This window comes from Halosimplex pelagicum (assembly GCF_013415905.1).
Lineage (GTDB): Archaea > Halobacteriota > Halobacteria > Halobacteriales > Haloarculaceae > Halosimplex > Halosimplex pelagicum.
In genome coordinates this window covers 5,082,273-5,104,733 of sequence record NZ_CP058909.1, presented here as the reverse complement: position 1 = coordinate 5,104,733, position 22,461 = coordinate 5,082,273, and the positions used below count along the sequence as shown (strand labels likewise).

The 22,461-nt window shown below is 69.2% G+C and carries 17 protein-coding genes; 11 read left to right on the top strand and 6 right to left on the bottom strand.

All coding sequences use genetic code 11. The annotated features are described in order from the left end of the window. Positions 1-587: 587 nt before the first annotated feature. Together HZS54_RS25490 and HZS54_RS25485 are read left to right on the top strand one after the other, a co-directional pair. Entirely contained in the window at positions 588-1,838 is a 1,251-nt protein-coding gene (locus tag HZS54_RS25490) for a PQQ-binding-like beta-propeller repeat protein (protein WP_179919870.1), read from the top strand. 86 nt (positions 1,839-1,924) lie between these two features. Continuing rightward, positions 1,925-2,590, top strand: a complete 666-nt coding sequence (locus HZS54_RS25485; RefSeq protein WP_179919869.1) for a GNAT family N-acetyltransferase — start codon at positions 1,925-1,927, stop codon at positions 2,588-2,590. Positions 2,591-2,714: 124 nt separating this feature from the next. Here HZS54_RS25485 and HZS54_RS25480 read toward each other — a convergent pair whose 3' ends face one another. Continuing rightward, positions 2,715-3,890, bottom strand: a complete 1,176-nt coding sequence (locus HZS54_RS25480) for a tubulin/FtsZ family protein (protein ID WP_179919868.1) — start codon at positions 3,888-3,890, stop codon at positions 2,715-2,717. 249 nt (positions 3,891-4,139) lie between these two features. Here HZS54_RS25480 and HZS54_RS25475 point away from each other — a divergent pair, with 249 nt between their 5' ends. Continuing rightward, positions 4,140-5,144, top strand: coding sequence for a hypothetical protein (locus HZS54_RS25475; RefSeq protein ID WP_179919867.1), 1,005 nt, complete (start codon positions 4,140-4,142; stop codon positions 5,142-5,144). Positions 5,145-5,185: 41 nt separating this feature from the next. Here the strand turns inward: HZS54_RS25475 and HZS54_RS25470 are convergent, their stop codons facing one another. Beyond that, positions 5,186-5,608 (bottom strand): hypothetical protein, encoded by a 423-nt coding sequence (locus tag HZS54_RS25470; RefSeq protein ID WP_246391735.1) that lies wholly within the window; start codon positions 5,606-5,608, stop codon positions 5,186-5,188. Between the two features lie 197 nt (positions 5,609-5,805). Between HZS54_RS25470 and HZS54_RS25465 the strand changes: the two genes are divergently transcribed. Further along, positions 5,806-8,337, top strand: coding sequence for a hypothetical protein (locus tag HZS54_RS25465; protein WP_179919866.1), 2,532 nt, complete (start codon positions 5,806-5,808; stop codon positions 8,335-8,337). 72 nt (positions 8,338-8,409) lie between these two features. Here the strand turns inward: HZS54_RS25465 and HZS54_RS25460 are convergent, their stop codons facing one another. After that, on the bottom strand, positions 8,410-9,390 hold the full coding sequence (locus tag HZS54_RS25460; RefSeq protein WP_179919865.1) for a glycoside hydrolase family 5 protein: 981 nt from the start codon (positions 9,388-9,390) through the stop codon (positions 8,410-8,412). Between the two features lie 204 nt (positions 9,391-9,594). Between HZS54_RS25460 and HZS54_RS25455 the strand changes: the two genes are divergently transcribed. Continuing rightward, positions 9,595-9,861: a hypothetical protein gene (locus HZS54_RS25455; RefSeq protein ID WP_179919864.1), complete on the top strand. Its 267-nt coding sequence runs from the start codon at positions 9,595-9,597 to the stop codon at positions 9,859-9,861. A gap of 179 nt (positions 9,862-10,040) precedes the next feature. Continuing rightward, the gene (locus HZS54_RS25450; RefSeq protein ID WP_179919863.1) at positions 10,041-10,793 is read left to right on the top strand and encodes a pirin family protein; all 753 of its coding nucleotides are present in this window, start codon (positions 10,041-10,043) and stop codon (positions 10,791-10,793) included. 446 nt (positions 10,794-11,239) lie between these two features. Here the strand turns inward: HZS54_RS25450 and HZS54_RS25445 are convergent, their stop codons facing one another. Then, complete coding sequence (locus tag HZS54_RS25445; protein WP_179919862.1) at positions 11,240-12,475, bottom strand: iron-containing alcohol dehydrogenase family protein; 1,236 nt, start codon at positions 12,473-12,475, stop codon at positions 11,240-11,242. A 102-nt stretch (positions 12,476-12,577) separates the two neighbouring features. Here HZS54_RS25445 and HZS54_RS25440 point away from each other — a divergent pair, with 102 nt between their 5' ends. Continuing rightward, positions 12,578-13,198: a VOC family protein gene (locus HZS54_RS25440; RefSeq protein WP_246391734.1), complete on the top strand. Its 621-nt coding sequence runs from the start codon at positions 12,578-12,580 to the stop codon at positions 13,196-13,198. A gap of 399 nt (positions 13,199-13,597) precedes the next feature. On the opposite strand, the gene HZS54_RS25435 is transcribed toward HZS54_RS25440, so the two are convergent. Next, positions 13,598-15,760, bottom strand: coding sequence for a periplasmic substrate-binding domain-containing protein (locus HZS54_RS25435; RefSeq protein WP_246391733.1), 2,163 nt, complete (start codon positions 15,758-15,760; stop codon positions 13,598-13,600). 681 nt (positions 15,761-16,441) lie between these two features. Between HZS54_RS25435 and gfo6 the strand changes: the two genes are divergently transcribed. Beyond that, positions 16,442-17,509 carry a D-xylose 1-dehydrogenase Gfo6 gene (gene gfo6, locus HZS54_RS25430; protein WP_179919860.1) on the top strand — a complete coding sequence of 356 codons (1,068 nt, stop codon included), beginning with the start codon at positions 16,442-16,444 and terminating at the stop codon, positions 17,507-17,509. Between the two features lie 75 nt (positions 17,510-17,584). Here the strand turns inward: gfo6 and HZS54_RS25425 are convergent, their stop codons facing one another. Further along, positions 17,585-18,760 (bottom strand): mandelate racemase/muconate lactonizing enzyme family protein, encoded by a 1,176-nt coding sequence (locus HZS54_RS25425; RefSeq protein WP_179919859.1) that lies wholly within the window; start codon positions 18,758-18,760, stop codon positions 17,585-17,587. A gap of 121 nt (positions 18,761-18,881) precedes the next feature. Here HZS54_RS25425 and HZS54_RS25420 point away from each other — a divergent pair, with 121 nt between their 5' ends. The 3 genes from HZS54_RS25420 to HZS54_RS25410 all read left to right on the top strand — a co-directional run bounded on the left by HZS54_RS25420 (position 18,882) and on the right by HZS54_RS25410 (position 22,371). Beyond that, entirely contained in the window at positions 18,882-19,643 is a 762-nt protein-coding gene (locus HZS54_RS25420) for an IclR family transcriptional regulator (RefSeq protein ID WP_179919858.1), read from the top strand. 183 nt (positions 19,644-19,826) lie between these two features. Next, positions 19,827-20,696, top strand: coding sequence for a fumarylacetoacetate hydrolase family protein (locus HZS54_RS25415; RefSeq protein ID WP_179919857.1), 870 nt, complete (start codon positions 19,827-19,829; stop codon positions 20,694-20,696). A 178-nt stretch (positions 20,697-20,874) separates the two neighbouring features. Then, entirely contained in the window at positions 20,875-22,371 is a 1,497-nt protein-coding gene (locus HZS54_RS25410; protein WP_179919856.1) for an alpha-N-arabinofuranosidase, read from the top strand. The last annotated feature ends 90 nt before the right edge of the window (positions 22,372-22,461 follow it).

Here is a 22,461-nt window from a genome sequence, read left to right as displayed (position 1 = left end):
AGTCCGCCCGGCCGGGCGACAGCGCGGCGACGGCCGAGGGGCCGCCCTCGCTCCCCATCGTAACGTAGAGGCGGTCCTCGCCGGCGTCGAGACCGAGGACGTGCGCGTAGTCGGTGTCGATCCAGCGGGTGGCGGTCCACTCCGGGAGTTCGTCCGAAACGCGCGTGACAGTCGCGGGCGGCGACGGCGTGGCCGGGTCGGCGGTCTTCCGCGGTTCGTCGGTCCCCGCGACGGTCGGCGTCCCGTCGGGACCCGGCGTGGGCGTCGCTGACGGCGTCGGGGCGGTGCCGTCCGTCTCCGTCGGCTGTCGTCCGTCTGTCGAGCTCGGCGAGGGGTCGTTGGTCGGTAGATCGGTCCCGATTCCGGGGCTGTCGTCGCTGAGACAGCCGGTCAGCGACGCGGCGAGGCCGGCGGCGAGCGCGAGCGTTCGGCGTCGAGTGGGCATGGTCGGACCCACAGACGGTATCGGAAAGGGCCTTCTGGAGGGTCAAACGACCGCCGAACGGACGCGGACGCGAGCCGACCGAGCGACCGCAGACCGCTACGACAGCGGACACTTTTTCACGGTCGGCCACCCGGTTGGAACCGTGACCAGCCGACGCGCGCTGTTGGGCTCGCTCGGGGCGGCCGCTGCCGGGCTCACCGCCGGCTGCGGACGGCTTCGCCGGCTCGCCGGCGGCCCGTCGGAACTGGCGCGGAACGAGGTCAGTTCGACGGCCGGCGGCGACGGCTCCGTCCCGATGCACCAGCGAGACGCCGGTCACACCGGGTACGTCTCCGGGACGGCGACCGACGAGTCCGGTGCGGACCGGTGGGTGAGCACCGTCGACCCGCCGAACATCAGCTCCGGCGTCGTGGTCTCGGACGAGTCGGTGTTCGTCCCGAGCGCCGACGGTGTCCACGCGCTCGACCGGGCCGACGGGAGCTACCGGTGGGACCGTCGCCCGGACGCGACGTTCCCGACGGGGCCGGTCGTGAGCGACGGAGTCGTGGTCGTCGGCGAACTGTTCGACGAGCCCGTCGAGGACGAGGTCGGCGCGGTCGCTTACGACGCCGCAGACGGGACCGAACTGTGGGAGACGACCGACGTGCCGGGGGGATGGAGCCGCCCGACGGTGCGCGACGGGACCGTCTACCTCTCCGGCGGCCCTGTCGACCCGGGCGTCACGGCCGTCGACCTCGCCGCCGGCGGCGTCGAGTGGGAGACGCGCCTCGCCGCCGAGACCGGCCGGGTCGCCGTCGACGACGGCGGGGTCTACGTCACGCAGGCGACCGGGATCCGAAAACTCGACGGCGGCGGCTCGGCCCTGTGGCAGCGACCGACTCCGGAGAAACCGCGCGGGCCGCCCACCGTCGCCGACGGGACCGTCTACGCCCAGACCGGGCCGAGGACGTTCGCCGCGCTGGACGCCGCGACCGGCGAACCCCGGTGGGAGACCAGCGCACCGGCCGAGACGGCGTTCTCGGCGGCGGTCGCCGACGGGACCGTCTACTGCTCGGGGGCCGACCTCGTTGCGCGCCGGACGGCCGACGGGCGCGAGCGGTGGCGTCGCTCGCCCACCGAAGCGGGCGCGAGCGTCGAAACCGCAACGGACCACTACGGCGACCGCGGTTTCGGCGAACTCGCGGTGACCGACGACACGATCTATCTCGGTCACGGCGACGGACTGCTCGCCGTCGCTCGCGCGGACGGCACCCCGCGGTGGCGCCGCCCGTTCCGCAACCGGGTGAAGGGCGGCGACATGGTCTTCGGCGGCTCCCCCGGCACCCCCGCCGTCGCCGGCGACACCGTCTTCACGTTCACGAGCGGCGGCGACTGCTACGCGGTGGCCCGGTAGCGAGTTCGCTCCGGCGCCACTGACCCGTTCCCAGCGACTGAGAGCGCGGTCCCCTCCTTATCCCCGTCCGGGCGCGAGTCTCCGGTATGACCGACGCCGACGGGACGTGTACGTACTGGGCGCCGACGGAGTGCGAGGGGTCGGCGCACTGCCCGCCGCGCTGTCCGCGATTTATCGACCGGACGGGCGAGGCGTGGGTGGTCCGGCCGGCGACGGGCGAGGACCGCCCGGCGCTCGTCGAGATGTACGACGACTTCGAACCGGGCGAGCAGGCTCAGGGGTTGCCGCCGCGCCACCGCCCGCGGCTGGAGGACTGGATCGACGACTGCCTCGACGAGGGCTGTAACTTCGTCGTGACGGGCGAGGACGGACCGGTCGGCCACGCGCTGTACACGCCGACCGACGCGGCCGAACCGGAGTTCGCCGTCTTCGTCCACCAGGACTACCAAGACCGCGGGCTCGGGACCGAGGTGAGCAAGCACGTCCTCGCGGCGGCGGCCGTCGCCGACCGCGACGCGCTCACGCTCGTCGTCGAACCGACCAACCGCGCCGCCCGCCACGTCTACGACGAACTGGGCTTCGAGACGGAGTCCGAGTCCGCCTTCCAGGGCGGCCGGCGCATGGGTGCGGTCCGGATGCGCCGGCCGCTCGACAGCGAGTCGACGGCCGCGTTCCGCCACCCGCCCGTCGTGCGGAACGGCGCCGTCGAGGTCGGTGACGGGGGCGGCCCCGACCCGGCGGCGTCGGACTGACTCGCCACGGCAACTGACCGGGGCGTAGCGGTCGGCGAACGGCGTGCGGTCGTGAAGGGGGCGGTGTGGGGCGGGGAGAGAGGCGAACGGAGGGCCGAACCGGGGGACAGGTCGAGACGCCGATTCAGTACAGCGGCGCGATCTCCTCGCTTCCCTCGTCGAGCAGGCGGTCGAGGTTGTCGTCGCTCTCGGCCTGCAGCCGGTCGATGTTCTCCCGGGCCTCGATGGCGACCCGCTGGAGTTCCTTGATCCGGGGCACCTTGTGGACGCCGGAGAACAGGACGGCGCTGGCGACGGTCTCGGCGTCGGGGATCGGGTAGTCGCCGCCGCGGACCTCCATGCTCCCGGTCTCCTCCTCCAGCCAGGAGCGGCCGCGCTCGATGCCCTTCCGGTCGAGCTGTCCGGGCGGTCCGCCGACGACGAGCAGCGAGCGCTCGGTCCCCGAGAGGTCGCAGGGGAGCGTGAGCCGGCCGAGCGCGGCCTTTCGGACGAGCGAGGTGATGCGGTTGGTCGTGTTCGTCTCGTCGAAGGCGTCGTCCCCGTCCCGGCGGATCCGCGAGCGGAGCCCGCCGTCGTCGGTCGTCCGCACCGATTCGGCGGCGTAGCCGACGGTGGAGACGCCGCCGCCGGCGAGCGTGTTGATGATCTCCGAGGAGTCGACGACGCTCTCGGCGACCCGGTCGTTGCCGACGGTCTCGCCGGCGCCGAACAGCATGCCGAACCGGCGGACGATCTCGCGGTTGATCTCGTCGTAGCCGCCGCGCATCGACTCGCCGGTCTGGCGCCAGGCGTCGTTGTCGAACACGAGGACGTTGTCCGACTCGCGGACGAACGTCTGGAACGACCGGGCGGCGTTGAGCGTGTAGATACCGCCCTCGTCGGCCGCGGGGAGGACGCCGAGGCCGAACACCGGCTCCGTGTAGATGCGCTTGAGGTGCTTGGCGAGCACCGGCGCGCCGCCGCTGCCGGTCCCGCCGCCGAGGCCGGCGACGATCAGGAACGCGTCGACCTCGTGGACGGGGATCTCGTCGAGCGCCGCCTGGACCTCGTCGATGTCCTGTTCGGCGATCTCGGCGCCGAGTTCGTTGTCGGCGCCGACGCCGTGGCCCTTCACGCGGGCCTGGCCGATGAGAACGCGATTGTCAGTCGGGACGTGCTCCAGTCCGTGCAGGTCCGTCTTCGCGGTGTTGACCGCGACGGGGGCGCTGAAGATGTCGAGTCCCGTCCGCCGCTCGTAGGCGACGAACTCGTCGACGATCTTCCCGCCCGCCTGTCCGAACCCGATGAGTGCGAGTTTCATGGGTAGTGTGCCGGGCCGCTCGCCCGCGCCTCGACTCCGCTCGACCCGCCGCGACTCGACGCCCGCCGCGCCCCGGTTTCACTCCGACTCGCGACCGGTCACCGTATTGTTATGGACCGTATTCCACTTCCTTGCCGGTCGATCCGCCCGGAGCGCTCCCCGTTCGGCGGCCGCGACCGCGAGCGGCCAGACGACCGGAGCGGCGGACCCGACCGGGCGAATTTACGTCCGGCGCCCCAACGGTGTGACATGAGTCAGGGAGACACCAGCCACGGCACTGTCGGGGACGAAGACGCGTCGCAGTCGGAGGGATCCGACGGGACCGACGGGGGAGCGTCCGGGCTCCGCTCGCGCGTCCGCGAGTCCGCGAAGTCGGGGACGCTCGCGGGCGTCCTCGGCGGCGCCGCCGTCCTCCGGGGGGTCCGCTCGCTGCGCGCCGGCGAACGCGCCCGCGGACTCGGCCGGGTGGTCGTCGGCGGCGCGCTGCTGGCGGTCGCGGCCGTCCAGCGCCGGACCGACCGCGGGCCGAGCGGCGAGCCGATCGACATCGACCAGTCCGACGTAGTCGACACCGGTCCGGACGTCGACGCCGCGGGCGAGTCGGGAAACGGGACCGACCACGCTGGCGAGGCGGCCTCGGAGGTGGTCGACACCGGTCCCGACATCGACGACGCGGTCGGTGGGACCGACGAGAGCGAGGCCGGAACCGACGCGGAACCCGACGAAGGCGGGACCGCTGGCGCGGGCGAGGCGGGTGACGCCGAGGCGGCCGAAACAGCGGCGGAAACCGACGCGACGGAAGCCGACGACGAAGCGGCCGTCGGGGCAGAAACCGACGAGGAAGCGGCCGACGAGCCGGTCGACTACGACCGGCTGGGCGAGGCGGCGTTCGACGAGCACACCGGCGAGGTCCCGGTCCCGCAGGAGGCGTTCAACCGGGAGTTCCTCTCGCTCGGCGGGGAGGCCCACTGGGGCGTCCGCGACGACGGGACGGTGGTCGTCTCGGGGCGGTTCGACCCGGTCCAGGGCGGCGACGGTGTCGACTACGTCGCCAGCACGGTCGTCGACGACGAGCGGGTGCTGACCGTCCCCGACGAGGTCACCGACCACTGGGACGACGCCTCCGGCGGTCCGATGGCCGTCGAGAGCGGCGACGACATCGTCTTCGCGACGAGCGACGAGCTGGCGGCCGACGACCAGTTGCTCGTCGTCCCCGCGGCGTGGGCCGAGGACGCGCTCGGCGAGGCGGAGTAACGTCCGCCACGGCGGCCGTCACGGTTCGCGTCGCGGCCCGCTCAGTTCCGCCGGAACTCGGCGCCGGTCGCGTCCTCGGGCGGCGAGGCCTCGACCCAGTTGCTCTCGTCGAGGGCGATCCGCGCGGCGACGGCGGCGACCCGTCGGGCCGTCCGCTCGCGCTCGAACAGCGAGACGTTCCCCAGCGAGTCGCCGACGCTCTTGCTCACCTCACCCGTCGGGACCGACTCGTCGCCGACGAGGTCCTCCAGTTCGCGCGTGAGCCGTTCGTCGAGTTCCTTCCGCGCGGGCCTGGAGAGCTCCCACCCCGCGGGCAGCAGGTCGTAGGTCACGGCGTACCCCTCGTCGTAGCGCTCGACGGCGAAGAAGGGGGTCCCCTCGCGCTCGGCGCGCTCGTAGGCGGCGTCGCGCTCGGCCGCGTCCTCGTAACACGGTATCTCGGACGGCTCGAATCCCACTGGCACGCACCTACCTACGTCCCCGACCGATAAAAACGTCGGGCGCGAGGGGCGCCGGCGGACCGCTCGGCGGCGCCTCGGCCGGGCGAGCGGGCTCGGTCGCCCCCACTGGCCACGACCGCGCGGGCGTGCGAACCCGTGACTAAAGGCCCTCTTTGAGCAAGCGGTACCTACTCGGTACGTGGGTGAGTCGGTCCGCGCACATGCCTCGCGAACAGACAGCGACAGCCTGCTGGCTGGCCGCACTGGTCGTCGTCGGTACCCTCGTCGCCGTGGTACCGGCCGGTGCGCTCGCCGCAGGGCCCTCCGCCTCGTCGGCAGCGGCGGACGCGTCCGCCGGCTCGGACGCGCTCGCGGCCGACGCCCAGTCGAACAGTCCGTACGGAGACATCGTCCCGACGGCGATCGAGAAGACCGACGACGCGACCGTCGCGGGCGGCGTGGCGCTGCCCGAGAACTACAGCGTTCGCGCCACCCCGGAGACGGTGAACGGCTCGATCGTACGCGTCGAGGGCGACCGCACCGTCTGGCAGCGGACGTTCTCGACCGAGAACGCGACGACCCAGATCGCCGAGATCGAAGTCGACGACAGCGGCGACGTGTACGCGCTCGTCTCCACGCGACCGTCGCAGGTCGAGTCGTACCCGCCGGAGACGACCGTCGAGGTCGTCCACCTCACCGCCGACGGCGACCTGACCTGGCGACACGAGATCAACGCGAGCGGCTACTCGTCGGCCGGGGCGGCGGGCGAGACGCTGCGCGCGACCGACCAGGGCGTCGCGGTCACCCACGCCCTGCCGGGCGGCGACGGCGTCCGCCTGGCCGAGCTGACCGGCGGTGACGCCATCTGGACGGAGACCTACGACGTCCGCGCCAGCCCGACGACGCTCCGGACGACCGACGACGGGTTCCTCGTCGCCGGGACGACCGGCCACTCGAACCCCTGGGTGCTGAAGACCAGCGCCTCGGGCGCGGTCGAACTCAACCGGACCGTCCGTGGGAGCGTCGACCAGCAGGTCGTCGGCGCGGTCACGACCGACGACGGCGGCGTCCTACTGGCCGGCACCCAGAGCACCTTCGGCGGGTCCTACAGCACGAACGCCTGGGTCAGCCGCCTCGACGACGAGGGGGTCACCCGCTGGAGCCGCGTCTACGGCGTCGACGGACGCGCGAGCGTCCAGCGGGTCGCCGCCCGCGACGGCGGCGTCCTCCTGCTCGAACGGGGTCAGTACTCGCTCGACGGCGCGACGACGATCCGCCTCCGCGGCGTCGACGCCGACGGCGCCCAGCGGTTCGTCGAGTCCGCCGAGTTCACCGGGTCGATGACCGCGACCCACCTCGGCGCCGACACGGTCACGCTGGCCGGTATCGGCGGCGCCCTCGCCGGCAACTACACGGTCAACACGGCGTCCGTCGACGTGCCCCGCCGCGACGACGGCGAGTACGCCTTCGAGGCCGACGGGGGACCGACCTCCAACGAGACGGTCTACCGCGGGCAGAACCTCCGGTTCGGCGACGCGAGCGCCGTCGGCGACACGCACGAACTCGTCCGTCTCCCCGGCGAACACGACGAGTTCGAACCCCACGTCGTCCGCCGGCTCGCCTTCGACGACGGCGAGACCGTCCTCGAATCGGCGACGCTCCCCGCCGGGGAGTACGTCCTCCGGAACGCCGACGGCGAGCCGGTCGTCCTCGACGACGGCGAGGTCGTCGACACCGGTGACCGCGAGGCCGCCGCGTTCGACCTGCGGAGTCAGGACTTCTTCCACCTCGACACCAACCGGACGTTCGTCGACGCGACCGCCGGCGAGGACGGCGTCTCCATGTCGCTGTACTCCGAGCGCTCGAACTACGTCCTCCACGCCTCGGTGACCGACAGCGACGGCGAGTCCGTCTCGGCCGACGAGCTCCGGAACGCCTTCGGGACCGTCGACGGGTTCGACGGCGTCGAGACGGTCGACGGCCGCCAGGTCGCCCGCATCGAGGTCGGCACCGTCGACGACCTCCGGCTGAACGTCTCCGCGGCGGCGCTCGACGCGGGCCTCTACGAGGTCACCGTCGCGGGCGCCGACACCCGCGACGCCGGCGCCGTCACCTCCGCCCGCGTCGTCGTCGCGCAGGACGCCGGCCGCGAGATCGGTCTCTCGCTCAACCGGAGTTCGCTGACGGTCCCGGTCGACGGGACGGCCGCGGCGAACGTCACGCTCACCGGTGTCGACGACGGCATCACCGCGCTCTCGCTGTCGGCCAACCGCACGGGCGAGCCCGCCGTTCGCCCGCGTCTGAACCTGCGGGTCAACGCCTCGCGGATCTCCATGGGCGCCGGCATCGGCGGCGGCGAGGCGACCACCGAAGCGACCGCCTTCGACGCGAGAACCGGGAACGGGTCGGTCGAAGTCGGCCACCTCACGGTCGGCACCGAGCGCTTCGGCGAGGAGACCGTCGCGACCGGCAACAACACCGTCGCGTTCCGCGTCGACTGGGTGGTCGGCCAGGACGGTACCCCCTACACCGTCCCCGACCCGATCACCGTGCCCGTCGAGGTCGTCGAGTCGACGAACGCGACCGACGGGTCCGGCGAGTCCGACGAGGGCGGCGTCGTCGGCAACGACGGCGAGGGCTCCGATAACGACTCCGACGGGAGTTCCGGGAGCGGCTCCGCCGGCGGGTCGGCCAGCGGCTCCGACGGCGATTCGAGCGACTCCGGAACCGCCGCGGCCGCCGCCGACCGGTAACGAGCGGTAGTCTCCGATTTCGCTTCGATTTTTTCCACCACACACCGTCCAGCGGCCGCTCCGCTCGGTCTGTCAGTACTCTCGGAGCAGTTCCAGCATCTCCCGGTCGAGGTCGTGGCCGTGCCAGTCCTCGTAGTCGACGTCGGTCCGCTCGCTGTCGAGGACGCCGAAGGGGCCGCGGAAGTTCCACAGCGCCCAGCCCCAGCCGGCTTCCGCCCACAGCGAGAGAACGTCGTCCATCCACGCCAGGGCCACGTCGTGGGGCGTGTGATTGTAGACGCCCCACTCGCCGACGTGGACGCCGACGCCCAGCGATTCGAGGCGCTCCCACTGAGCGATCCGCGTGGCACGCAACCACTCCCGGTCGTGGACCTTCCCCGCGTCGTCGACGTAGGGCCAGGCCGGCGGTTCGTCCAGATCCACGTCGGTCCACTCGGCCTCGTGGTGGGTTAGCGGGAACGGGTCGTACCCGCGGGTCGACTGCGCGCACTCGGTGTCGGCGAGTTCGAAGACGGGCTCCCGGCCGTAGCGCATCCCGTCGGCGACCACGAGCCGTTCGGGGTCGACCTCGTGGATGGCTTCGACGGTGTCGCGGACCACGTCGGCGTAGGCGCCGTGGCCCGTCTCGGCGGGCTCGTTGATCAGGTCGAAGCTTACCTCGTCGCTCGGGATTCCCTCGTAGCGCTCGGCGAACCGGCGCCAGTGCTCGGCGAACACCGACTGGGTCTCCTCGTCGGTCCAGAGATCTGTCTCCTCGGGCGGGTCGGCGACCGTGAATCCGGGCCCGCGGTGGAAGTTGAGGTTGACGTGGACGCCGTGTTTGCGGCCGTACTCGACGGCCTCGTCGATCTCTGCGAGTGCGTCCTCGTCGAAGTCGAGCCAGTCCTCGCCCGTCCAGCAGCGGTAGTCCATCGGCAGTCGGGCGAAGTCGAAGCCCCACTCGGCCATCCACTCGAAGTCTTCCTCGCGGAAGCGCTCCTCGTCGTCGGCCACGAACTTCGCCTGCAGGTTGAACCCGCGCCACCGCGGCAGCGAACTCCCGTCGGCGTTCATGTTCCCTGACCGGACGCCCCCGAGTTAAGTGCGCCACTCCCGGAAGTTCGCGCCTCATTCGTATAAATACCATAATACTGTGATATAAAGGAATATGGTAGACTCCAGATCCATCACCCATCCGGTGACACGGATCGCGACCGGTGGAGCGGTGGTCGGCGGATCCCTGGGAAAGCTTATACGTGTCGGGAGATGTGAACGAGTATGGACGGAGACGGGACGGTCAACCCTGTCGATAACGGGAATATCGAGGCCAGGATGGAGGAAGGGGACGAAACCGCCGAAGTTTCGACTCTCAAGTCGATGGGGTACATCGACGACGAAACCGAGGTCGCTCGGGAGGCGGAGAGCACGACGAGCGGCGCGGCTTCGACCCTCCAGACGGTCGTTATCCTGGCGATCGTCGCGTTTTTTCTCTTCGGCGTCCTGTACCTCCTCGGCGACACCGTCCTCTCCGTGCTCGGGATCTGACTGTCCCAAACTGTCGCCCTCGCGGAGAGGCCCTGTCCGGGCCCCTGACACTGATTGTGGGCGGCGATCCTGTGACAGTATTTCTACTATATCGCTGTGAGATTTGATTTCCGACACGTTTGGAGCGGATCGTCCCCGACCGCCGACTATTAGTTCGCTCGGACTTTACCAAGCGGTAAATGAACACGAACGAGACGGACGACGGCGTCGAGGTACAGGCCGCGACGGACATCACGCATCAGGGCGGGATGCGCGGGAATCGGGTGATGCCGACGCCGGTGCGGGACCACCTGGACCCGTTCGTCGTCTTCGAGCGGTTCTTCATCGCCGCGGACCAGGGCTTCGACACCCACCCGCATCGCGGGTTCGAGATCGTCTCGTACATGGTGGAGGGCGGGATGGTCCACGAGGACTCGCTTGGCGAATCCCACACCGCCTATCCCGGCGACGCGATGCGGATCACGACCGGGAGCGGCATCGAGCACTCCGAACTCCCGGCCGACGGCGCGGCCTGTAACGGGCTCCAGCTGTGGGTGAACCTCCCCCGCGACCGCAAGGACGCCGATCCCGGTTTCGAAAACGTCGGCGCAGACGACCTGCCGACCGAAGACGCCGGCAACGCGACGGTGACGACCGTGGTCGGCGAGGGCTCGCCCATCGAGCTGGAAACAGAGGTGACCTACCTCGACGTGACCGTCGAGGGGTCGTGGACCTGGGACCCGCCCGCGGGGTGGTCGGGCTTCCTGTACGGAATCGAGGGCTCGGGGACGGTGGAAGGGGAGGCCTTCGGTGTCGAGGAGTTCGCGGCGCTGGAGGGGATCGACGAAGGGACGCGCGTCACCGTCGAGAGCGACGACGGCGTTCGGCTGGCGGCCATCGCTGGAGCACCTCACGGCGACCCCATCGTCCAGCGCGGCCCCTTCGTCGAGTAGTTGGAGTCGCGTGAAATCCGTCGGTTCGCTCTCTAACAGTGACTGTGACCGCACTCGACGGAGACAGCAAGCGATGAAAGCCCTCGACACGCTCGCTAGCTGGAGAAGCGACCGCACTCGACGGTGAGCGCTGAAAGCCTTCGACCCGCTCGCGGTCGCTGAGCGACATATCCGCGCTCTCCGCACCGCCCGCGCGGATAGTGCCCGCTCAGGCGACTGAACAAGCGCGAGCGCGCTTCGCCCTTTCAGTCCGCCAGGACGGCACCGCGACCGCACGGCACCGCGACCGCACGGCACCGCAACAGCAACCGCCCCGCACAGCAACCGCGGACAGCCACGAACCTCCCCAGCCGATTCGCTCGTTCGTTGCACTCACTCCCTCATCCCTCGCGCGGTGTTTCGTCGCGCGCACGAGAGCGCGCTCCAGCGCGCGCCGTCGTTCCTGATCACCAGGCTGCGTCGAGGACGGCCTCGATGTCGTCGGTCGTGGGGTCCAGCCCCTCGGGCGCGGCGTCCATCAGGCCGTCGTCGCGGATCTCGGCGGCGATGGCGGGGAAGTCCTCCCGGGAGAGGCCGTCGAGTTCGCGCAGCCGGTCGGGGAGTCCCAGGTCGTCGCTGACGCCGGTGACGGCCCGGATCACGCTCTCGGCGAGTTCCTCGTCGCTCGCGCTCTCGTCGGCGACGCCGAAGGCCTCGGCGAGCAACTCGCGGCGGCCGTCGACCTCGTCGAAGACGTACCGGAGGACGTGCGGCGCGAGGATGCCGTGGACGGTGCCCTGGTGGGCGTCGTAGTCGTGGGAGAAGCCGTGTCCGAAGGCGTGGACGACCGACGCGCGGTAGGCGTCGGGCGTCGAGATGCCGTACTGCGCGAGGACGACGCCCGCGACCGCGTCGTAGAGTTCGCCCTCGTCCATGTCGTCGTCGGGCAGCGTCTCGAACCCGGACTCCACGAGCGAGAGCGCGCGCATCGCGGTCCCGTCGGTGACGGGCGTGCGATGGGGCGAGTAGAGACACTCGACGGCCTTGTCGAAGCCGTTCATCGCCGAGGCACAGAGCACGCCCTTCGGCGTCGTCTCGAACAGCGCGAGGTCGTAGACCAGCGCCGTCGGCATCAGCCGGCGGTCGCCGACCGACCCGTTGGGGATCTCGTCGTCGGGGACGCCCTCGGGGTCGAGCGAGAGGCTTACGCCTGCGATGACCGACAGATCCGCGCCCGCCAGCGTCGTCGGGACGGCCACGATCGGGGTCGGGTCGCGGTCCTCGGCGACCGCGACCTCGCCCGATTCGACCGACCGCTCGGCGGCCGCCCGGAGGTCGTCGTGACTCGACAGGGCGCTGGCGACCTTCGCCACGTCGAGGCTGCTGCCGCTCCCGACCGCGACGAGGGCGTCGATCCCCCCCTCGCGGACGCGCTCGGCCGCGTCGAGCCCGGTCTGCAGGTACTTCTCGGGGGTCGTCTCGTCGAAGACGCCGGCGAGGCGGTCGCCCAGTCCGGCCTCGACGGGGCCCATCACGTCCCGATTGGCGCCGACGTTCGAGCCGGTGACCACGAGCGCGTCGTCGCAGTCGCGGGTGGCGAGCAACTCGCCGAGATCCGCGGCCGCTCCGCGACGGCACCGAAGTTCGCCGGGGTCGTAGTCGAAGGCGAATCGACGCTCGGAGCCGCCGCCATCGGGGGTCATGCCCGCGAATTCGGCCGATCGGGGGATAAGTCCACCGGGCCGCGGGTCGCCGACGCCCGCGTTCGCAAGGTATATTGGCTCGCTCCCGTAGTGTCGGCCATCGTGTCAGACCTGTCAGACCCGCCCGTGGACGCCGACAGCCCGGACAGCGTCGTCGGCGTCGAGGGCACCGACCACATCACGATCGAGGGGACGAGCGTCGAAGACACCGTCGAGTTCTACCGCGATATCCTCGGCATGCCGCTCGTGCTCCGCCAGCCCAACCTCGACCGGAGCGAACTGACCCACCTCTACTTCGACACCGGCGACGGCCGCCTGCTCACCGCTTTCGTCTCCGACGAGCGCGAGTCCACCGACGACCCCGAACCCGACCGCGGCGACGTACACCACGTCGCCTACCGGATCGACCACCGCCGCGTCGGCGAGATACGCGAGGGGCTCCGCGAGGCGGGCTACCCCGCCGACGAGTACGACCGCGGCGCCTTCCACGCGCTGTACACCGAGGACAACAACGGCCTCACCGTCGAACTCGTCGCCGACAAGTTCGCGATCCCCGACGACCGCCGCGGCGAGGTGCTCGCCCGCGCCCACGCCCGCCGCGTCGACGACGGCGCCGAGTTCGTCGCCTCGAAACACATGCGCGCCGCGCTCGACGACCTAGGGATCGACGCCGAGGAGCGCGACATCGGTACCGCCGCCGCCGGTCGCGACTACGGCGGCTGATCCACACCGAAAACCGATCTCCTCTCGGTTTCGAACACATATTCTTCATCTGTATATACTCCCGGACCGAGAATAGACGCCGAATCGAAGAAATTGGCCGTAGAGGTGGTTTAAGCGATTTTCGCGGCAAAATCAACTCCGTATCGAGGATGTACTCTTCTGACTGGGGACTCAGAGAATGGCCGCATTGGTGCCGCTAACAATCTTTTTGTTGCGTTCACGGTTCGACTCTATGCGCCGGCGCTATTGAAATATATCGAGAGTATATTCGAAACGTTCAGAATTACGATCTGTACACTCGACGGTCGGTGGCGATGACAAGGAGCGGTTCGGGACCCGGTTCCGCGGTGGCGGAGTGCGGTCAGGCGGGTCCGGGTGACGATCGGGCGAGCTGGGACCTTACTCCGGGGGCTGGAACTCCGTGTCGTAGCTTGCCTCGACGAGGCCGCCGAGGATCAGCGCGGTGCTGATGCCGAAGCCGCGCTCGAAGTCGAACCCGCGGTGGCCGGGGTCCGGCCACTCGAAGTCCCGGACGTTGCCCCAGGCGCCCCAGTTGTACTGGTGGAACACGAAGTGGGGGAGGTAGTAGTTGTAGTAGCGGGCGCACTTGCGGTACAGCTCCTGGACCCGCTCCTCGGACGTGCCGGGCTCGCGGATCTCGTGGACGATGCTGGCGAGGTTGATCTCCTCGCCGTCCGAGAGGTCGGGGTCGATCCCCGCCTCGTCGGGCGCTTCGATGGAGCCGACCTCCGAGGGGATCTCGACCTGCAGGGGTTTACCCTGGGCGTCCATCTCCGTGTCGGGGTCGACCCGCTGGGTCGGGGCGCCCTCTTTGCCCATCACGATGGAACCGGAGACCCAGCCGGCGCTGGAGTTGTAGTAGTTGAACGGTTCGCCGTAGCCGTGCCAGAAGATCGAGCTGTCGTAGTTGAGACCGTTGTCGGCTCTGAGGTTGTTCGACCAGGTCGACCACCCCTGGCTGGAGAAGTTGACGCCGAACCCGAAGTTCGAGAGGTTCGCCCGGATCGTCTGGGCGGCGCCGGCGTAGTCGGCGATCGACGAGGGGAAGATGACGTCGATCGCCGCGGTGTTGCCGGTGGCGTCGACCCACTGGCCGCCCTGCTTGCTGTAGCCGCCCCGTCGGAGGTACTCGGCGGCCGCCTCGGTGTCGGACTCCATCGGCCACGCGTGGAGGCTGTCGAGGAAGTCGCCCGAGAACACCGACTGCGACTGGGCGTCGAGCATGTACGTGTGGTTCTCGATCGGGACCGACCGGGCGTCGCCCCAGCCGTTGGCTCCGACCGCGTTCCAGTCGACGGCTGCGACCAGCGCGCGGCGCACCCAGAGGTTCTGGAGGTGCGGGTTGTTCCAGTTGAGCCGCCACTTGTCGCCGCCCTCCGAGCGCAGCCAGCGGGTCAGCTCCTGCATGTGGTCGGGGAGCGTCTCGCGCGAGTAGAGGCCGTTCGGCGCGACGATGTTGCCGTTGAGGTCGATCGCGCCGTTGCTCGCGAGCGTCTGCCGGCGTTCGCCGTCGCCCCACTTGATCGCCAGATTCGGGACGTTCGTGTTGGCGGCGTTGGGGTGTGCGGTCTCGGTGTCGCCCGCGCTGGCGGCGGCCTCGTCGCGCAGGCGCAGCGTGAGCTCCGCCGACCCGATGCCGTCTTCCGAGCGGAGCTCGTAGGGGCCGCTCCCCCAGCCGTTCTCCATCAGCCGCTGCAGCGAGATGCGGTCGCTCACCAGGTCGTCGGTGACGGCCGAGGTCTCGTCCGTGCTGCTGGCGTCCTGATACTGTTCGAGATAGGGCTGCGTGAAGTCCGGGTGGATCGGCATGTCCCCGTCGTTGGGCGCCGCCTGCGACGCCAGAACGTGTTCCGCCTGCGCGTCGTCCGGAAGCCCGTCGCTCCCGTCGGTGTTCCACCAGTGGTACTCCCACTGGCTGGCCGCCTCCTGCGTGAAGGCGGTGTCCTCGGTGAACTTGTTGCCAGACTGGAAGTAGTCGACGTGGAAGTGCGTCTCGCGGGCCTCGGCGTCGAGCGGGTCGCCGTTCCAGTACGTCGCCCGGTCGTCGTGGGTCTCGTAGACGTCGTAGGGCGCGTCGACCTCGTACCCGCTGTACCAGGTCATGACCGAGACGCTATCGGTTCGGGGCTTCCACGGTGTCTCGAACTCGACGCCGCTGTAGGCCATCTCGCGGGTGTGGACGTTCCGCACCGCCTGGAGGTCCGTCATGAACGCGACCCCGGTCGTGTTGTCCTGGGGCGCCCAGACGTTCGCGTCGAAGACGTCCGGCGAGTTGGCCTGGAACACCCGAACCGTGTCGGTCTCGGGCTCGCCCAGCGGCGTCGGACTGTCGGTGGCCGAGTCGGTCTCGGACCCGCCCGCCTCGTCGGTCGGCGTCGCGGTCGGTGTCGCCGCCGGTTCGTCCGTCTCCTCCGGTTCGTCCGTCGAGTCTCCGCCGCTCCCCGACGGACACCCGGCCAGACCCACTGCGCCCATTCCGGCCAGCAACTGTGCGTACTGACGACGTGACAGCTGGTCACGTAGATTGGTACTGTCCCGCATACGTCCCACCGTTCCACGGATAGTATATAAATTTTTGCACCCGAACTCGTCCGGCGTCGGGTGACCCGACGTGGCGGGCGCCCAGCCGGGAAGACTGCCGTCCGTTTCATACTATGAAATTACTCGAAGGGGAGATCGCGTCGATCCAGTCCGAACGGACCGAACGCGCGTTCACTGGCGTGGTCGACGAGGTAAAATTCCAATACTATGCTTGTAATTTTCGCGTGTGTGGGACGGGTGTTCTGCCCAGCCGCGACGCAGTGTGTCCCATAAAATGAAACGACTCGGGCGAGATGCCGCCGTTTCGACCGCCGTTCGTGGCGGAGTGAATTGTCCGATATAGTCGGAAATGGTTGGATAGGCACTGTAATCGCCATATCCCACTGTTCCAGGGACCCTCGATCCCCGCTGTATCACCGGAGGTGTGCCGATCTCGGTCGGGATCGGGCCACGCCGGTCGAAGGGTGCCAGCGGAGCTAGCGTCGAGAACGGGACAGTGACGCCCCGATCGACCGTATCGCTCGAATTCGGTGCCGTAATTACAGTTCTATTTGTGTAATTTCTACTTGGCCGTCACGGGGTAGCACCGGCTGCTCCGATATTACCGGACGATCGTACGGGAGCGGCGGACGAGCGGGGAGGGACACAGTTATGTCGGATCGCGGGCGATGCTCGCACGTCATGTCGAGTTCGCTGTTCGACTACGAGCCGAGAGACTGGCGAACGAACACCGACGGGCGCCTCCGATTCGCGCTCGTCGGCGTCGGGTGGTGGACGACGGAGTTCGTCCTGCCCGCCATCGAGACGACCGAGCACTGCGTGGCGACGACCGTCGTCAGCAGTTCGACCGAGAAGACCGATCGGGTGCGCGGCGAGTACGAGTCCGTCGAGCGCGGGCTCACCTACGACGAGTTCGCCGACGGCGAGGCGGCCGACGCCTACGACGCCGTCTACGTCTGCACGCCCAACGCGACCCACCTCGAACACGTCGAGGCGGCCGCCGAGCACGGGAAGGCCGTCCTCTGCGAGAAACCCATGGAGGCGACCGTCGAGCGCGCCGAGCGTCTCGTCGCGGCCTGCGACGAGGCCGACGTGCCGCTGATGGTCGCCTACCGGATGCACACGGAGCCGGCGGTCCGCCGGGCGCGCACGCTGATCCGGGACGGCGCGATCGGCGAGCCCGTCCTCGTCAACGGCGAGAACTCCCAGCCGCTCCTGGAGATGATCGACGACCCCGACCAGTGGCGGCTGAACCCCGACCTGACGGGGTACGGCACGTCCGTGATGGACCTGGGGATCTACCCGCTCAACACCGCCCGATTCCTCCTCGACGCCGACCCCGTCCGCGTCCAGTCGACGATGGACTCGACCCACGAGGCGTTCGACGAGGTACCCGACCAGGTGGCGACGTTCTCGGTCGTCTTCGACGACGGCACGCACGCCGCCTGTTCCTCGTCCCAGCGCGGCGCCGACCACACGCGCCTGGAGGTCGTCGGCACCGAGGGCCGCGTCGTCCTCGAACCGGCCTTCCACATGGAGACCCAGCTGACGGTCGAACGCGACGGCGACACCGTCGCGTTCGACACCGAGGGCGTCGACCAGATGGCCGAGGAGTTCGAGTACTTCGCCCAGCGGGTGCTCGCGGGCGAACCCCTCTACGCCGACGGCGAGCACGGGCTCGCGGACATGAAGGCGATCGCCGCGATCCACGAGGCGGCCGAGGCCGGCGAGACGGTGAACGTCGAATAAGAAGGCGCGCTTCGCTTTTTTACGATACGGGGCCGCTCCGACGATGTATCCGGGTTCGGGAGCGCGTGCCGCGAGTTACCGCAGTTCGTCGGCGCGCTTCTCCCAGTCGTCCTCCCAGAGGTCGATGGTGTGGACGGCGTCCTCGGTGTACTCGTGTTCCTCGACGACGTCCATGTCGAGTTCGATGCCGAACCCGGCGCCCTCGGGGACCTGCACGTAGCCGTCGTCGACGACGAGCGGGTCCTCCAGGAGCTCGTCGACCCACGGCTCGTCGTAGGTCTGGAACATCTCCTGGATGCGGAAGTTCGGGATCGAGGTGCAGAAGTGAGAGTAGATGGCGCCGGCGACCGGCCCCTGCGGGTTGTGCGGCGCGATGTCGACGTGGTCGGCCTCCGCGAGGCCCGCGATCTTCTTGCCCTCGGTGATCCCGCCCGTGTTCATCAGGTCGGGCTGGAACACGTCGATGTCGGTGCGGGTGACCAGCTCGTAGAAGTCGTACTTGGTCATGTGGCGCTCGCCGGTGACGACCGGGATGGGCGACTTCCGGGCGACCTCGGCGAGGCTGTTGATCGAGTCCGGCGGGCACGGCTCCTCGTACCAGGCCGGGTCGAACTGGTCGAGCTTCTTCGCGATGTCGACTGCCTGGGCGGCCGAGAAGCGGCCGTGACACTCGATCAGGAGCTCGACGTCCGGCCCGACGGCCTCGCGGACGGCGCCGACGATGTCGACGGCGTGGTTCTTCTCCTCGGTGGTCATCGACTGCCAGGCGGTCCCGAACGGGTCGAACTTCATCGCGTCGTAGCCGTCGTCGACGACGCGTTCGGCGGCGCGGGCGAAGCCCTCCGGCTCGCCGTCGGCGTCGGTGTACCAGCCGTTGGCGTACGCTCGCAGCTCAGTGCCGTGGACCGGGCCGCCCAGCAGGTCGTAGACCGGCTGGTCGAGCACTTTGCCCTTGATGTCCCAGCAGGCCATGTCGATCGCCGAGACGACCGTCGTGTTGATGACGTTCTTCGAGAACCACTCGTCGCGGTACATCTCCAGCCAGAGCGACTCCGTGTCGAAGGGGTCCCGACCGATGAAGAAGTCCGACATCTCCTCGATGGCCGCCGCGACGGTGCGCGGCTTGTCGTGTGTCGTGGCCTCGGCCAGCCCCGTCACGCCCGCGTCGGTGTGCAGGCGGACGAAGACCCAGGGCTTCCACGGATTGGCTACCAGGTGCGTCTCCACGTCGGTGATTTCTACGTCTGACATACTCAGTCGAGTAGCGCCCGAGAAATTACTTAAAGATGCCGGTCCGGGCCGAACGTCTGCGGTCGCGACGCCGTCCGACGATGCCGGACGATTAATGAGGGCCCGGCCCCGTAGGTCGGGTATGCACGCCGAACGCGACCCGCCCATCAAATCGACCGCGACGAGCCTCGACATCGTCGAGGCGGTCCACGGGATGGGCGGTGCGACGCTGTCGGAAGTCGTCGAGCAGTTCGAGAAGCCCCAGAGCACGGTCCACGACCACCTGAAGACGCTCACGGACGCGGGCTATCTCGTCAAGGACGGGCGGGAGTTTCGCGTGAGCGTCCGCTTTCTCAACCTCGGGGGTCGCGCACGCGCGAGTTCACAACTGTTCCAGGTCGCGGAGGCCGAAGTCAGGGAGCTGGCCAGCGACACCGGCGAGCACGCGAACCTGATGGTCGAGGAGAACGGCCGCGGCATCTTCCTCTACAAGGTCAAAGGCTCCCAGTCGGTGTACCTGGACACCTACGAGGGGATGGAGGTCGACCTGCACACGACGGCGATGGGGAAGGCGATCCTCGCGGAGGTCTCCGCGGACAAGCGGGACGCTATCGTCGACGAGCACGGGCTCGAACCGGTGACCGCCGAGACGATCACCGACCGCGAGGAGCTCGAGGCGGAACTGTCGGAGATCCGCGAGCGCGGCTACGCGATCGACGACGAGGAGCGGGTCGACGGCGTCCGCTGCGTCGCCGCCCCGATCACGACCGAGGACCGAGTCGTCGGCGGCGTCAGCGTCTCCGCGCCGAAAAGCCGGATGAACGGCCAGCGCTTCGAGGAGGAGATCCCCTCCGAGGTGCTCAGCACCGCGAACATCATCGAAGTCAACCTCCAGCACACCTGAGCGGCTCGCCGGGCCGCCGCGTGCCACGGTGTCACATCCCCATCCGAGATCGTCGGACGGTGGGTCGGGTTGGCACGACAGCCGGGCCGCGGTGGCTGTCGGCCGACTCGCCCGCGACGATCCGTCAGACGTGAAACCGGTTCGATAACAATCTTTATATTGTCGAACTCACGATGGAGCAGTATGCGTTATTATCGCAGCGACCGGGGCGGATCCATCTCACTGATCGCAGCGGACGAGTCGGCCGCGTACGATCTCTCGGAGACGGAGGCCGAGCCGACATCGTTTCTCGAACTCGCGTCGGCCGCGTCGCTGACCGACAGGACCGTCGACGACGTGGCGCGCGGACTGGTCGAGGAGGCGCCGACGATCGAACTCGCGTCGGTCGAGGACGACCTCGTTCGCCCGATCGATCCCGACGAGGTCTGGGCGGCCGGTGTCACCTACTCCATCAGTCAGGAGGCCCGCCAGGAGGAGGGCGGGCTCGCCGAGTCCTACCTGGAGGCCTACGAGGGCGACCGTCCGGAAGTGTACTTCAAGGCGACGCCGAGTCGGACCGTCGGCCCGAACGACCGCGTCGGGATCCGCGGCGACTCCGACTGGGACGCCCCCGAGCCGGAGATGACGATCGTCCTCTACGACGAGGAGATCGTCGGGTTCACCGTCGGCAACGACATGTGTAGCCGCTCGATCGAGCGCGAGAACCTGCTGTACCTGCCCCAGAGCAAGATCTACGCGAAGAACTGCGCTATCGGCCCCTGTATCGCCACCGGTGACACGGTCGGGGACCCGCTCGACCTGGAGATGCACATGTCGATCGAGCGCGACGGCGAGACGGTCTTCGAGGAGGGGACCTCGACCGCCGAGCTCGTCCGGACCTGCGAGGAACTGGTCGACTACTACACCCGCTACAACGAGGTCCCCGAGGCGAGCGTCCTGCTGACCGGTACCTCGATCATGGTCCCGGACGACGTGTCCCTCGAGGAAGACGACGTGATCAGCATCGAGATCGAGGACATCGGCGTCCTCACCAACACCGTCGAGCAGCTGTAAGCGAACGCCCCGGCTTCACCCGCTACTCGGGACACACACGGCGGTCGGCGGCGAGCCCACTGGCCCCGGTAGAGACGTACCGGTTCGAACAGCGACGCCACCGGTGGCCGTCGCAGTCGGTCCGCGGCCGGAGCGACCGATCGTTTTATGATACCGCTATCGAATACCATACGACTGCATGACGGACGCTCGCGTTACAGTACACACAGAAGCCGGTATCGACCGTATCGAGCCCGAGGTCCACGGGCACTTCGCCGAACACCTCGGCCGCTGTATCTACGACGGGATCTGGACGGACGACAGCGTCGACGAGGAGGGGTTCCGCGAGGACGTCGTCGAACTGCTCGCCGACCTGGAGCTGCCGGTGCTGCGCTGGCCCGGCGGCTGTTTCGCCGACGACTACCACTGGGAGGACGGCGTCGGTCCGCGTGAGGACCGCCCGCGGCGCCGGAACCTCTTCTGGGGGCAGGGCCGCGAGATGATCCCCGAGGAGTCCAACGCCTTCGGCACCGACGAGTTCCTCGAACTCTGCGAGCGCATCGGCACCGAGCCGTACCTCGCCGCCAACGTCGGCTCGGGCGACCCCCAGGAGGCCGCCAACTGGGTCGAGTACTGCAACTACGACGGCGACACCGAACTCGCCGACCGCCGCCGAGATAACGGTCGCGAGGAGCCCTACGACGTGAAGTACTGGGGTCTGGGCAACGAGAACTGGGGCTGTGGCGGCCAGATGTCCCCCGAGCAGTACGCCCGCGAGTACCGCCGGTTCGCCACCTACGTCGGCACCCAGAGCGCCCACATGCTCGACTACGACCTGGATCTGATCGCCTGTGGGTTCGAGAACCACGAGTGGAACCACCGCTTCATGGAGGAGGTCTCCGACCCCAAGTGGGGCGTCGAGTTCCCGCTGGACCACCTGACCCTGCACCACTACTACGGCCGGACGATGACCGTCTCCGAGTCCGACGAGGACGACTACGACCAGTTCCTCGTCGAGGCCCTGGAGATGGACCACCACATCGAGCGGCTCGCCTCCGCGATCAACGCGTTCTCGACGACGCGGGACATCGGCGTCATCATCGACGAGTGGGGGTCGTGGCACCCCGAGGCCCAGGGCGGTAGCGGCCTCGAACAGCCCGGCACCGTCCTCGACGCGCTGTCGGCCGCCGCGGTGCTCGACATCTTCAACGACCACGCCGACGTGATGACGATGTCCAACATCGCCCAGACGGTCAACGTCCTCCAGTGCCTGATCGAGACCCAGGGCGACGACGCGTTCGCGCGCCCGACCTACCGCGTCTACGACCTCTACGCCCCCCACAAGGGCAACGAGGCCGTCACCACGTCGATCGAGACGCCGACCCGCGAGGTCGACGACGAGGAGCTGCCGCTGGTCGGCGCCTCCGCGTCGGTCGACGACGACGGCGAGGTGTACGTCACCGCGACGAACCTCGACACCCGCGCGAGCCACACCGTCGAGTTCACCGTCGAGGACGCGACGGGCGACGACATCGACGCACAGGTCCTCTTCGAGGGCCAGGAGCCCGACCTGGAAGTCGACGCCGACAACGCCGACGCGTTCGCCGCCGACGACCTCGACGTGAGCGTCGACGGCGACGGCACCGTGACCGCGGAGCTGGCCCCCGCGACGGTCGCCGGCATCTCCGTCGAGTAAGGCCACCGACGACCTCCGTAACTCTGTGCCCGGTCGCCCGCTCGGGCGACCACGCGGTTCGCCGTTCTCCTCGGAGTCTCCGTCCCCGTA

Excerpts from the sequence above, each read along its gene's own strand:
- HZS54_RS25425 (WP_179919859.1), bottom strand. The coding sequence starts at position 18,760 with ATGTCAGACGTAGAAATCACCGACGTGGAGACGCACCTGGTAGCCAAT.
- HZS54_RS25460 (WP_179919865.1), bottom strand. The coding sequence starts at position 9,390 with ATGAACGCCGACGGGAGTTCGCTGCCGCGGTGGCGCGGGTTCAACCTG.
- HZS54_RS25410 (WP_179919856.1), top strand. The coding sequence starts at position 20,875 with ATGACGGACGCTCGCGTTACAGTACACACAGAAGCCGGTATCGACCGT.
- gfo6 (WP_179919860.1), top strand. The coding sequence starts at position 16,442 with ATGTCGAGTTCGCTGTTCGACTACGAGCCGAGAGACTGGCGAACGAAC.
- HZS54_RS25445 (WP_179919862.1), bottom strand. The coding sequence starts at position 12,475 with ATGACCCCCGATGGCGGCGGCTCCGAGCGTCGATTCGCCTTCGACTAC.
- HZS54_RS25415 (WP_179919857.1), top strand. The coding sequence starts at position 19,827 with ATGCGTTATTATCGCAGCGACCGGGGCGGATCCATCTCACTGATCGCA.
- HZS54_RS25485 (WP_179919869.1), top strand. The coding sequence starts at position 1,925 with ATGACCGACGCCGACGGGACGTGTACGTACTGGGCGCCGACGGAGTGC.
- HZS54_RS25455 (WP_179919864.1), top strand. The coding sequence starts at position 9,595 with ATGGACGGAGACGGGACGGTCAACCCTGTCGATAACGGGAATATCGAG.
- HZS54_RS25465 (WP_179919866.1), top strand. The coding sequence starts at position 5,806 with ATGCCTCGCGAACAGACAGCGACAGCCTGCTGGCTGGCCGCACTGGTC.
- HZS54_RS25475 (WP_179919867.1), top strand. The coding sequence starts at position 4,140 with ATGAGTCAGGGAGACACCAGCCACGGCACTGTCGGGGACGAAGACGCG.
- HZS54_RS25420 (WP_179919858.1), top strand. The coding sequence starts at position 18,882 with ATGCACGCCGAACGCGACCCGCCCATCAAATCGACCGCGACGAGCCTC.
- HZS54_RS25450 (WP_179919863.1), top strand. The coding sequence starts at position 10,041 with ATGAACACGAACGAGACGGACGACGGCGTCGAGGTACAGGCCGCGACG.
- HZS54_RS25480 (WP_179919868.1), bottom strand. The coding sequence starts at position 3,890 with ATGAAACTCGCACTCATCGGGTTCGGACAGGCGGGCGGGAAGATCGTC.
- HZS54_RS25435 (WP_246391733.1), bottom strand. The coding sequence starts at position 15,760 with ATGCGGGACAGTACCAATCTACGTGACCAGCTGTCACGTCGTCAGTAC.